The sequence below is a fragment of the Trinickia sp. genome (genome assembly GCF_036503415.1).
In the GTDB taxonomy this organism is placed as follows: Bacteria; Pseudomonadota; Gammaproteobacteria; order Burkholderiales; family Burkholderiaceae; genus Trinickia.
In genome coordinates, this window is sequence record NZ_DASXWY010000201.1 from 1 (window position 1) to 11,178 (window position 11,178).

The 11,178-nt window shown below is 63.4% G+C and carries 12 protein-coding genes; 8 read left to right on the forward strand and 4 right to left on the reverse strand.

Going from position 1 to position 11,178, the window contains the following annotated elements:
- Positions 1 to 709, forward strand: a 709-nt coding sequence (locus VGL01_RS23820) for a transporter substrate-binding domain-containing protein (RefSeq protein ID WP_331573776.1), incomplete at its 5' end; no start/stop codon positions are given.
- Between the two features lie 139 nt (positions 710 to 848).
- Positions 849 to 1,511, forward strand: a complete 663-nt coding sequence (locus VGL01_RS23825; protein ID WP_331573778.1) for an amino acid ABC transporter permease — start codon at positions 849 to 851, stop codon at positions 1,509 to 1,511.
- Positions 1,512 to 1,533: 22 nt separating this feature from the next.
- Here VGL01_RS23825 and lepB read toward each other — a convergent pair whose 3' ends face one another.
- Entirely contained in the window at positions 1,534 to 2,241 is a 708-nt protein-coding gene (gene lepB / locus VGL01_RS23830) for a signal peptidase I (protein WP_331573780.1), read from the reverse strand.
- A gap of 165 nt (positions 2,242 to 2,406) precedes the next feature.
- Positions 2,407 to 3,123 carry a FadR/GntR family transcriptional regulator gene (locus VGL01_RS23835; protein ID WP_331573782.1) on the reverse strand — a complete coding sequence of 239 codons (717 nt, stop codon included), beginning with the start codon at positions 3,121 to 3,123 and terminating at the stop codon, positions 2,407 to 2,409.
- A 1,107-nt stretch (positions 3,124 to 4,230) separates the two neighbouring features.
- Here VGL01_RS23835 and VGL01_RS23840 point away from each other — a divergent pair.
- Positions 4,231 to 4,965: a Crp/Fnr family transcriptional regulator gene (locus VGL01_RS23840; RefSeq protein WP_173256093.1), complete on the forward strand. Its 735-nt coding sequence runs from the start codon at positions 4,231 to 4,233 to the stop codon at positions 4,963 to 4,965.
- A 104-nt stretch (positions 4,966 to 5,069) separates the two neighbouring features.
- On the opposite strand, the gene rpiA is transcribed toward VGL01_RS23840, so the two are convergent.
- Both rpiA and VGL01_RS23850 read right to left on the reverse strand, forming a co-directional pair.
- On the reverse strand, positions 5,070 to 5,768 hold the full coding sequence (rpiA, locus tag VGL01_RS23845) for a ribose-5-phosphate isomerase RpiA (protein ID WP_331573784.1): 699 nt from the start codon (positions 5,766 to 5,768) through the stop codon (positions 5,070 to 5,072).
- 73 nt (positions 5,769 to 5,841) lie between these two features.
- Entirely contained in the window at positions 5,842 to 6,651 is an 810-nt protein-coding gene (locus tag VGL01_RS23850; RefSeq protein WP_414720332.1) for an IclR family transcriptional regulator, read from the reverse strand.
- A gap of 388 nt (positions 6,652 to 7,039) precedes the next feature.
- Here VGL01_RS23850 and VGL01_RS23855 point away from each other — a divergent pair, with 388 nt between their 5' ends.
- The 5 genes from VGL01_RS23855 to VGL01_RS23875 form a co-directional block, all read left to right on the forward strand.
- Positions 7,040 to 8,128 carry an ABC transporter ATP-binding protein gene (locus tag VGL01_RS23855; protein ID WP_331573788.1) on the forward strand — a complete coding sequence of 363 codons (1,089 nt, stop codon included), beginning with the start codon at positions 7,040 to 7,042 and terminating at the stop codon, positions 8,126 to 8,128.
- On the forward strand, positions 8,125 to 9,069 hold the full coding sequence (locus VGL01_RS23860; RefSeq protein WP_331573790.1) for an ABC transporter permease: 945 nt from the start codon (positions 8,125 to 8,127) through the stop codon (positions 9,067 to 9,069). The genes VGL01_RS23855 and VGL01_RS23860 overlap by 4 nt, the downstream gene beginning before the upstream one ends.
- Positions 9,070 to 9,084: 15 nt before the next feature.
- Positions 9,085 to 9,879 carry an ABC transporter permease gene (locus VGL01_RS23865; protein WP_173256087.1) on the forward strand — a complete coding sequence of 265 codons (795 nt, stop codon included), beginning with the start codon at positions 9,085 to 9,087 and terminating at the stop codon, positions 9,877 to 9,879.
- Entirely contained in the window at positions 9,879 to 10,277 is a 399-nt protein-coding gene (locus VGL01_RS23870) for a (2Fe-2S)-binding protein (protein WP_331573792.1), read from the forward strand. Before VGL01_RS23865 ends, VGL01_RS23870 begins: the two co-directional genes overlap by 1 nt.
- The coding region (locus VGL01_RS23875; RefSeq protein ID WP_331573794.1) for an FAD/NAD(P)-binding oxidoreductase at positions 10,274 to 11,178 on the forward strand (905 nt) is incomplete at its 3' end. The genes VGL01_RS23870 and VGL01_RS23875, both read left to right, overlap by 4 nt.

Below are 11,178 nucleotides of genomic sequence, written 5' to 3' on the forward strand. Positions count from 1 at the left end.
CGACGAGGTCAAACAGCGCGGGACGTTGCGCATCGGCCTCGAAGGGACGTTCCCGCCGTTCAATTCGAAGAATGCCAGCGGCGAACTCGTCGGTTTCGATGTCGATATCGCCAAGGCCGTGGCGGCCAAGCTCGGCGTGAAACCCGAATTCACGACGACCGAATGGAGCGGCATCATTGCCGGCCTGCAAGCAGGCAAGTTCGACGTGATCGTCAACCAGGTCGGCGCGACCGATGCGCGCAAACAAGTGTTGGATTTTTCGCCGGCCTATACCTACTCGGGACCCCAGTTGATCGAGCGCAAGGATGACTCGCGCGAGTTCAAATCGCTCGATGACCTGAAGGGCAAAAAGCTCGGCCTCGGTCTGGGCACGAACTACGAGCAGATGGCCAAGGCCGTTCCCGGCATCGACGTCAAGACCTACCCGGGCGCGCCCGAATATTTGCGCGACCTTGCCGCGGGACGCCTCGACGCCGCACTCAACGACAAGCTGATGGTCGCTTATCTGCTGAAGGGCTCGCAGCTGCCGTTGCGTGCGGGTGCTCAGCTGAACAGCGACACGCCGTCCGCCATTCCGTTTCGCAAGGGCAATCCGAAATTTGCCAAGGCCATCGACGATGCTATGACCCAGCTCGAAGCCGACGGCACTTTCAAGAAGATTTCGGAAAAGTGGTTCGGCATCGACGTGACGAAGCCCAAGGGCAAGTAAGCGCCCCTCGCTATTTCCCGGCTTCTGATGAAGGGCGGCGTCACGGCGATGCCGCCCTTTCTCTTTATCGAGCGTATATGATGTGCGCTCGCGCCGTTGCGGCTCGTCGAATCGTTTAGCCTCCACGCCATCACAGGCCATGTCCTCCACAACATCCCTGCTCGTCCAGTCGATGCCCGCGCTCTTGCAGGGCGCGGCACTCACCGTCAAATTCGCCGTGCTTTCGATGGCCTGCGGGCTCGTTGCCGCAGTCGGGCTCGCATTGATGGGTATCAGCCATAGTCGCCCCCTGAACTGGATCGCGCGCGTCTACGTGAGTCTCATGCGGGGCACACCGATGCTCGTGCAGATCTTCGTCGTTTATTACGGGCTGCCAAGCGTCGGCATCGCGCTCGAACCGACGCCGGCGGGCGTCATCGCGCTGTCGGCCAATGTGGCCGCGTATCTATCGGAGAGCATGCGCGGCGCCATCAACGGCATTCATCGCGGCCAATGGCTGGCAGCCTATAGCCTCGGCTTGTCCAGGCGGCAGACGCTGCGCTATATCATCGGGCCGCAGGCGCTGCGCATCGCGGTGCCGAGCCTTTCGAACAGCCTGATCAGCCTCATCAAGGATACGTCGCTCGTCTCGGTCATCACGGTGACCGAACTCTTGCGCAGCGCACAGGAGATCATCGCGGCCACCTATCAGCCGCTACCGCTTTATCTCGCGGCGGCCGCAATCTATTGGGTGCTCTGCCAAGTGCTCGAATGGGTGCAGCGCTGGTACGAGCGCCGGCTGGCGCTGCCGACGCGTCACTGACGGGCCGGCGTATCGCGCCTTTTCAGTAGGCCGGTAGCTTCGCGGCAGCCGCGACCGCGTCGAGCGCTGCGCCGAACCGATCGATGCGCGGCAGATAGAAATGGTCGGGGTCGAGCGAGTAGGCAACCCGGCGCGTGCGCCCCAGCACCTCGCTGCGGGGAAAGAAACCGAAGTAGCGCGAGTCCGCACTATTGTCGCGATTGTCGCCGAGCATGAAGTACTTGCCGGCCGGCACGATCACGGGACCGAACGAGCTTCGCGGGCTGGGCGCCACCGGCGACCAGCGTACGACGCGAGACGACTTGTCCAGATGTTCGACGAGGTAGATCCCCGGCGAAGACGGCGCATCGCGCATGGGCGCCACGACGAGGGACCGGTACTGCGCGCGCACTCCGTTCACGTAGAGCACATTGTCGACCAGTGAAACGCTATCGCCCGGGATGGCGACGATGCGCTTGACGAGAAGCTCGTGGGCAGCCGATGAATCGATCGTCACGATATCGCCGCGTTGGGGGTCGGCAAGGTGTGCGATTCGAATGTGCGTCAGCGGCACCCGCAAATCGTAGGCCATTTTGTCGACGAAAATGCGATCCCCCTCACGGATCGTCGGCAGCATCGAGCCGCTCGGCACGGAGTTCCAGTCGGCCACGGCGCTCCGGAACACGACCATGAGGAAGATGAAGGCAATGAGGCTCTTGTTGTTGCGCCAGAGGTTGGCAAGCGTCGGCATCGATGAGCTCCCGGACGGATGATTGCAAACGAGCATCGGTCATGGCCGATGCGCCTGCGATCATATCCGAGTTGCCGCGCCAGGCATGTCGAACTGCCCATTACGCGAGGGCGCGCCGAAGCCGTGCCGCATCGGCCCCGAGCGCCCCACCGTACCGGACTCGCGTTATCGCCGGCCTGGCATCTCGACCGAGAACTCCCGGCTGACTTCATCGGCGGCCAACTCGACGAGCGCGAGCGCCGCAGCTTCGGCTTCCTTCGGGTCGCGCCGCTCGATCGCCGAAACCAGACGTTCGTGCGTTCGCACCGAGATCTCCCAGGCGCCCTGCTTTTCCATCAGCATCGGTTGCGTCGCGGCAAGCGCTCCGCGAATGATCGCAGCCATTTGCTGGAAAAACTGGTTGCCGCTCGCATGGACGATGCGCGTATGCAGCATCTCGTTCGCGGACGCATAGCCTGCGTCTCCCGGCGCGAGCGAGCGAAACAGATCGAACGCCTCGCGAATGGCGGCCACGTCGGCCACGCTCGCCCGTACCGCGGCTTGCGCCGCCGCCCGCGGCTCGATGACCATACGAAACTCGATGACGTCGCGCATGAACAGCGGATCGGGCTTGGCCCTGAAGCGCCAGTTCACGACATCTTCGTCGATCATGCGCCAGTCGCGCATCGAACGAATGCGCGTACCGACCTTCGGCCGGACGTCCAGCATGTGCCGCGCGAGCAGCATCGACAACGCTTCACGCATGACTGTGCGGCTGACGTCGAACTCCTTCGACAGCACGTCTTGCGGCGGAAGAATCGCCCCGTACTTCTCTTCGACGATGCCGGTGACAAGCCCGTCCATCACTTTGCTGACCAGCGAACGATCCTTCCCCTGCTCCATGACTCCCCCCGATGCGCCTATCGACGCTTACTCCCGCCTCATCCGTTGCCCGGCTACGCATCGCGCTTTCGGTAGGCGATACGGTGCTTCGTTCAAATTCGCCACGCTATTGGGAAACGCCTGAACAGGGTTATCCCTCTGACGAATCCAGTATGACTATGCTTGCGCGCTGCCGCTCCCTCGCGGCGTGGGCGCCAATCGTTTAGGAGACCTCACTGTCGTCTCCGCTTCGACGACGGGTGCGGTACAGGTTGCATACCGCTGCATGCGAGCACCGCTTCCGACCATCGAGCCGCGGGCCCAGGTAAGACGAATCGTCATGCTGCACGGTACTTCTCATACAAGTACAGTTCCGTTCGCAATCGCACTCACTCTTCCGAGTTTGCACGGCGTAGGCAATACAACGCTCGAAATTGCACCGCGCGCACATGTCTCAACAATGAGTCATTCGCGACGCTCGTCGCTTTTACATGCGAGGGACGCCAACTCTGCGAAGCGTTGTCCGCGGGACCGTCAATGCACCGGCATCGCCAAGCCGCTGGCCGGCATGGTGGGGGGAGCCGAACCCTTGTCAGCCGGGGCTTCGATCTCGTAGCGAAGTCAGCGCGACGCAGCAACGAATGTGGCCGATGCAACACAACTGAATCAATTTCCGCCATCCGGCCCGTGCTTGCACGCCGCCGATCGAGAGGGTGCGCAGGCCGCCGTATGCCGTGCGCCTCGAGCCCAAACAGCATGCCGATCAACGGTTTACGGCAATCAAACAAAGCTGAGTCTGAGGAGTCCCGGCACACGGGCGCGTTGTGCAGATTTGAAACAAAAAGGTTGCTCGGTTCCGTAGTCCCGCGTCGCAACAGTGGTCGCTTCCGGTGCGGCGGGGCCTCGCGGGGCATGGCACGATCCTCGCTGATCCTGGCGCGCAACTGAGCGCTGCCGCACAGACGGTGGCACGGCCAGGGAGAGAAGGCCAAAACCACGCCGGGTTGAATGGCGATGTCGGAACCCAGTCGTCCGACACATCCAAGCATCCACGGCCTTAAGCAACAAAGAGCCGCACGAGCCTATGCGCGAGAACCGCATGACGTGGCTGTTTTTCGAGGACCGATCATGTTGACACTACAATCCGACCTTCACGGCAACCATCTGCTAGGGGCATTGCCGTCGCATGAATGGCAAGCGCTGACGCCTCATCTCGAGTTGGTTCATCTTCGCACAGAGCAATTGCTGTGCGACTGCGGACACAAGATCCATCACGTCTACTTCCCGACGACGGCCATCATCTCGATCCTCTCGATGATGGAAGACGGCGGTTCTGTCGAACTCGCTGCCGTCGGCCGTGAGGGCATGACGGGCGTACAGGTGCTGACCGGCGGCGAAACGATGCCGAGTCGTGTCCAAGTGCAATGCGCGGGTTTCGCCTATCGAATGAGCGCTCAGCAATTGAAACAGGAGATCGCGCGTTCCGATCTCCTGCGCCGGCTGATGCTGCTTTATATGCAGGCCCTTCTCACGCAGGTCGCACAAACGGCCGCATGCAACCGGCACCACTCGCTCAGCAAGCAACTGTGCCGTTGGCTGCTGATCGAAATCGACCGGGCCGCCACGAACGAGCTGGCCGTGACGCAACAGATGATCGCCGACATGCTCGGGGTGCGCCGCGAAGGCATTACCGAGGCCGCCGGCAAGCTGCACGAGCAGGGCCTCATCCATCACAGCCGAGGGCATATCAAGGTGCTCGATCGTAAAGGTCTCGAATCGCGCGCTTGCGAATGCTATGGGCTCGTGAAGCGCGAATTCGACCGGCTGCTGCCGAGCCTGCATCAAACGAACGCCGTCACCTGAGCGCATGATGTGGTCCGCACCGCGGTGCAAGCCGCGGTGCGGTGCGCAACGCTCAGGCCCGCGTGCGAGTACCTTCCCGTTGCGCTTGCGGCCGAACGCGCGGCTTACCTCGGTGCGCCGTAAAGAATCGATTCGACGCCCGTTCCCGAGCCCAACAGGCACAGATCCGCGCCTCGTGCGGCGAACAGCCCGACGGTGACGACACCGGGCCACGCGTTGATCGTCGCCTCGAGTTCGCGCGGCGCGGCGATCTGCAAGCCCTTTACGTCGAGGATCTCGTTGCCGTTATCAGTGATATAAGGCGCGCCGTCCTGCCGCACGCGCAGCACGGGCACCCCGCCGAGCGCCATGACTCGCCGCCCGATCGCCGTGCGTGCCATCGGCACGACCTCGATCGGCAACGGAAAGCTGCCAAGCACATCGACCCGCTTCGATGCATCGGCGATACAGACGAATACTTCGGATACCGAAGCAACGATTTTTTCGCGGGTGAGCGCGCCGCCGCCGCCCTTGATCATGGCGCCGCTCGCGTCGATCTCGTCGGCGCCGTCGACATAGACGGGCAGCGATTCGATCTCGTTCAGATCGAACACGGGAATGCCGTGCTGCTCGAGCCGTGCCGTGGTGGCAACCGAGCTCGACACCGCGCCGCGGTAACGCGCCCGATGCGGTGCCAGCGCTTCGATGAAACAATTCGCCGTGGATCCGGTGCCGACGCCGATGACGGCGCCCTCCGGAGCGTGAGCATTCACGTAGTCGGCGGCGGCTTGGCCGACCATGCGCTTGAGTTCGTCTTGGGTCATGAGGAGCAGCTCGATGTGAGGCGAAAAGCGCTGATTTTACCGGAGTCCCCCGCTCCGACCTCGACGTTGCGGGTCATACGCTGCGCGGGTGCGGCACGACATCGGCAAGCGCGTGGGTCGGCCGGCGCCGCAGCGCGACGTCGAACGGATTGGCCAACGGCCCGATCGCATCGGCCTGCCGTTTCAGCAGCTCCACGATCATCGGCAGCCGTTCCTCGTTGAGCCTCGAAGCCAGTGTGCCCACGCTCAACGCCGCAATGGCCGTACCCGCGCGATCGAGGATCGGCACGGCCACCCCTGCCATGCCGTCGAGCACGCCGCTGTTGCGTCCCGCATAGCCAAGCTGCCGCACGCGTTCGATCTCGGTGCGCAGGTAGACCTCGTCGAGTACGCCGTATCCGCGAATACGCGGCACGTTGAAGCGGATGATTTCTTCCCGCTCGGCTTCGGGCAAGAACGCAAGGATTGCGAGGCTGCCTTGTCCGACACCCAGCGCGATTCTTCCGCCGATGTCGCTCGTGAACGACCGGATCGGAAACGGTCCCTCGCAGATGTCGAGACACACTGCATCGAACCCGCTCTTCGCCAGTAAAAAAATCGTCTCGCCGAGACTGGCGCATAGCCTCAGCAGCGATGGGCGGCAAAGCGTGCGCAACCCGCCGGGGTTGCCCGCGAGCGCGGCCAGCGCGAAGAAATCGAGGCCGAGCCGGTAGCGCTTGCTCTGCTCGTCTTGTTCGACCGCGCCTTCCGCGATCAACGCGTGCAGGATGCGATGCGTCGTGCCCTGCGTAAGGCCCACGGACTTGGCGAGCTGCGTTACGCGCGCACCATCGGCCTGGGCAGCTGCCAACGCGCGAATCACGGCGAATGCGCGCGGCAGCATGCCGCTCGCGCGCGCGTCGTCCGCCTGCTCGGACGCTGCCCGCGCCGGTGTGCCATCCGAGACGGAGGATTGCCTCATATATGCGACCGTTATTCCATTGAGTGAAACTATCTATGCCAGCTCGTCGAAAGCGAGTATCTCAGTTTTCAAGCGTGCGTGTGAGATGTGGCTTGAAACAGCGGGCAAACCCTGATCATCCGCAATGGAATGATGCATCGGAAAGATGCCTCGATGTTCCGGTCAATGGAATTTTTTTGATTTTCCTCCCGCTGATCGGAATTCCAAATTGACGCGACAAATCTGTCTGGACAGAATCAGCCGTGCCTCGCGCCCCATGGCGATATCGCCATCGATGGTGTCGCGGCGTCGCGGTTACAGAGGATCCGTCATGTCGTTTCTCAAGCTCACCGATCTTTCGAAGTCGTTCGGCGATCTGCAGGCCGTACGCAACCTGAACCTGTCGGTCGAAAAGGGTGAATTCGTTTCCTTGCTCGGTCCGTCCGGGTGCGGCAAAACCACGACGCTGCAGATGATCGCCGGTTTCCTCGACGTATCGAGCGGCAGCATTGCGCTCGACGGATGCGACATCACACATCTGAAGCCCAATCGACGCGGGCTCGGCGTCGTGTTCCAAAGCTACGCGCTGTTTCCGCACATGAGCGTCGCGCAGAACGTCCGGTTCGGACTCGAGATGCGCGGCACCGATCGCAAGGAAAGCGAGGAGCGCGTGCGTGAAGCGCTCTCGCTCGTTCATCTGGACGCGCTCGCCCACCGCTTCCCGCGCGAACTCTCGGGCGGCCAGCGTCAGCGGGTCGCACTGGCTCGCGCCATCGTCATCGCGCCGCCGGTCCTGCTGCTCGACGAGCCGATGTCGAACCTCGACGCCAAGCTGCGCGAGGAAATGCAGTTCGAACTCCGCGCGATCCAACGGCGCATCGGCACGACGACCATCATGGTCACGCACGATCAGTCCGAAGCGCTGTCCATCAGCGACCGCGTCGTAGTCATGGAGGCAGGCCGCATTACGCAGATCGATACGCCCTATCGAGCCTACGAGCGCCCCGAGAACCGCTTCGTTTCGCAATTCATCGGCAAGGCGAATCTGCTCGCGGGCACGGTGCTCGCGAACGACGGCGATGAAATCCGCATCGACCTCGGGCATGACGTCGTTGCCGTCGGACGCGCGGTGCTCAGCGGCAACGACCGTGGCGAACCCGGCAAAGGCGACGCGGTGACGGTCTGTATCCGCCCGGAAAAGCTCAAGCTTTGCGAGTCGAGCCGCGGCCGTCTGGACGCCACCGTGACGAGCCGTTTCTTCCTCGGCAGCCAATGGCTTTATCGGGTGGCTTCCCCGCTCGGGGAGGTGCTCGTGTGTTGCCAGAACGAAGGCGGGGAGCCGATCGCAGAAGGACAGCAGGTCGGTGTCGATTGGACCAACGACGCCATCCGCTTCGTCGAGACGGAGGCGCGACAATGACGATCGCTGCATCGAAGTCCTCGCAGCCCCCATCGGTGCGCACGACATCGACCGCCGCCGCATCGCCGGCGTTGCCGTCGACCGGTACGCCGTGGCGAGCCTATGTGCCGCTGTGGCTCGCGAGCGCGCCCGCATTCATGCTGTTTGCGACCCTCGTGTTCGTACCGCTCGCGATGACGCTGGTGCTGACGTTCTATCGTTTCGATCCGTCGAGCGGGCCCATCGCCGCGTTTCAGTTCGGCAACTACATCGAGGTCGTCGGTTCTCCTTACTATCAGACCATCTTCGCGCGCACGTTCGCCATCGCGTTCGTGACGACGGTGGCATGCGTTGCGATCGGCGCGCCCGAAGCCTATGTGCTCTCGCGCATGCGCGACCCTTGGCGCTCGTTGTTCCTGCTCGCGATTCTGGCGCCCCTGCTCGTCTCCGTCGTCGTCCGCGCGTTCGGCTGGAGCATGCTGCTCAACACGAACGGCCTCGTCAATCAGGCGTTCGCCTTGTTCGGCCTCGGGCCCTTCAAACTCGAATACACGTCGTTCGCGATCGTCATCGCACTCGTGCACGTCATGCTGCCGTTCATGGTCATTCCCGTCTGGACCGCCCTGCAAAGGCTCGATCCGCAAACCGAGCAAGCCGCGCTGTCGCTGATGGCAACGCCCTGGGTCACGCTTTATCGCATCGTGCTGCCGCAGGTGATGCCGGGCATTCTTTCGGGCAGCCTGATGGTGTTCGGCCTATCGGCCAGCGCATTTGCGATTCCGGGCCTGCTGGGAGGGCGGCGCCTGAAAATGGCCGCGACCGCGGTCTACGATCAATTTCTCGGCTCGCTCGACTGGCCGCTCGGTGCAACGATCGCGCTGTTGCTGCTGGCCGCCAATCTCGCCGTCATGCTCACCTATTACCGCGTGCTCGAGCGCCGTTACGCGCGCAGCATGGGTTGAGACCGGAACTTCGCCATGAGACGTAACGGACCTCTCGCACTCGCGTTTCATACGCTCGTGATCCTCTTCGTGCTTGCACCGCTTGCCATCGTCGTGCTCGTCGCATTCACGCCCGACGAGACACTCACGTTGCCGACGCATGGGCTTTCGCTGCGCTGGTTTCGCGCCATCCTCAACTACCCTGATTTCATCGGTGCATTCTTCAACAGCGTGAAACTCGCGTTCCTTGCGTCCACGCTCTCGCTCGCGATCGCCCTGCCGGCTGGACTCGCGATTGCCCGCGCGCGTTTTCCGGGGCGGAACTTTCTCAACGCGTTGATGCTCTCGCCGCTCGTCATTCCCGGGCTCGTGCTGGGTATCGCGTTTTTGCGGTTTTTTGCCGTGATCGGCGCGACGGGCTCGTTTGCCTGGCTCGTCATAGCGCACGTGGTCATCGTCACGCCGTTCGTATTGCGTTTGATCCTGGCCGCCGCTAGCGGGCTCGATCGCAGCGTCGAGCACGCCGCGTTCTCGCTCGGCGCGAGCGCATGGACCACGTTCCGGCGCATCACATTACCGATGATTCTGCCCGGCATCACCGGCGGCTGGTTGCTCGCATTCATCAACAGCTTCGACGAACTGACCATGTCGATCTTCGTCACGTCGCCGCAAACCGTCACGTTGCCGGTGCGCATGTACATGTACGCGACGGAGTCGATCGACCCGATGATGGCATCCGTCTCCACGCTCGTAATCGCGATCTCCGCCGCGGCGATGCTGCTGCTCGACCGCATATACGGGCTCAACCGCGTCCTGATCGGCAATCATTGATGCTTGGCACTCCTGATCGGCAAGCCGACGCCTGCCACCCCAGCGATCCGCAATTCGTTCGGATTGCCGAGACGCGTCGTGCGAGCGTCTCCTTCTTTCTCGACGGCCGCGAGGCGCAAGCGCTCGCTGGCGATACAGTGCTCACCGCAGTGCTTTTGCTGCAGCGGTTCGTGCGCCACAGCGAATTCAACGACGAGCCCCGTGCCGGCTTCTGCCTCATCGGCGCATGCCAGGACTGCTGGCTGCACACGGAAGCCGGCGAGCGCATACGCGCATGCTCGACGCCGATCGTGGCAGGCATGCGCCTCGTCACGCGCGCCAGGGCCAGCGGCATGAACTGCGACGGGGGCCGTGCGGCCGCGCCTGGTGACGGCACGACGTGGGGCGGCGAACGATGACCGACGCTGCGCGCATTGTCATCGTCGGCGCAGGTCCCGCGGGCGTGCGGGCGGCCGAAACGCTCGTCGCAGCGGGACTGCGTCCGCTCGTGCTCGACGAGCAATCGCGTTGCGGCGGGCAGATCTATCGGCAGCCGGCCGCCGGTGCCGGTTTCGAACGCTCGAAGCGTACGCTCTACGGATTCGAGGCAGCCAAAGCCCATGCGCTCCATTCGACGATGGAGGCGCTGCTCCCCCATATCGGCTATCAGGCCGATACGCTGGTCTGGGACTGCGATGCGCGCAATGGACAAGGCGGCCGGCTCGTGGCGCTGCATGATGCACGCGAGCAGAACGTGCCTTTCTCCCACCTGATCCTCGCAACAGGCGCGACCGATCGTGTCCTGCCGATACCCGGATGGACGCTGCCCGGCGTCTATACGCTCGGCGGTGCGCAAACAGCGCTCAAGGCGCAAGGTTGCGCGATCGGCTCGCAGATCGTATTCGCCGGTACAGGGCCGCTCCTTTACCTCGTCGCATACCAATATGCGAAAGCTGGTGCGCGCGTCGCCGCCGTGCTCGATACGAGCCCGCTCGCCGCGCAGGCTCGAGCGCTGCCGAAGCTCGCTCGCCAGCCAGCCACGTTGGCCAAGGGCGTCTACTACGTCGGCTGGCTCCAGGCCCACGGCGTGCGGATCGAACGCAACGTGACGCTGGAGCGCGTGCACGGAGAACGGTCCGTCACGGGTCTCGCATGGCGTCGCGCTGATGCCGGGAACGGCGACGAGGCTATCGTCGAAACAATCCGGTGCGATGCACTCGCGCTCGGCTTCGGCCTGCGTCCCGAAACCCAACTGGCCGACATTGCGGGTTGCCGCTTCCGCTTCGACGACACCACGCAGTGCTGGCTGCCCGAGCGCGA

Bases quoted from the DNA above. Each gene is read 5' to 3' on its own strand.
- VGL01_RS23825 (WP_331573778.1), top strand. From the start codon at position 849: ATGTCCTCCACAACATCCCTGCTCGTCCAGTCGATGCCCGCGCTCTTG.
- lepB (WP_331573780.1), bottom strand. From the start codon at position 2,241: ATGCCGACGCTTGCCAACCTCTGGCGCAACAACAAGAGCCTCATTGCC.
- VGL01_RS23835 (WP_331573782.1), bottom strand. From the start codon at position 3,123: ATGGAGCAGGGGAAGGATCGTTCGCTGGTCAGCAAAGTGATGGACGGG.
- VGL01_RS23840 (WP_173256093.1), top strand. From the start codon at position 4,231: ATGTTGACACTACAATCCGACCTTCACGGCAACCATCTGCTAGGGGCA.
- rpiA (WP_331573784.1), bottom strand. From the start codon at position 5,768: ATGACCCAAGACGAACTCAAGCGCATGGTCGGCCAAGCCGCCGCCGAC.
- VGL01_RS23850 (WP_414720332.1), bottom strand. From the start codon at position 6,651: ATGCTGCCGCGCGCATTCGCCGTGATTCGCGCGTTGGCAGCTGCCCAG.
- VGL01_RS23855 (WP_331573788.1), top strand. From the start codon at position 7,040: ATGTCGTTTCTCAAGCTCACCGATCTTTCGAAGTCGTTCGGCGATCTG.
- VGL01_RS23860 (WP_331573790.1), top strand. From the start codon at position 8,125: ATGACGATCGCTGCATCGAAGTCCTCGCAGCCCCCATCGGTGCGCACG.
- VGL01_RS23865 (WP_173256087.1), top strand. From the start codon at position 9,085: ATGAGACGTAACGGACCTCTCGCACTCGCGTTTCATACGCTCGTGATC.
- VGL01_RS23870 (WP_331573792.1), top strand. From the start codon at position 9,879: ATGCTTGGCACTCCTGATCGGCAAGCCGACGCCTGCCACCCCAGCGAT.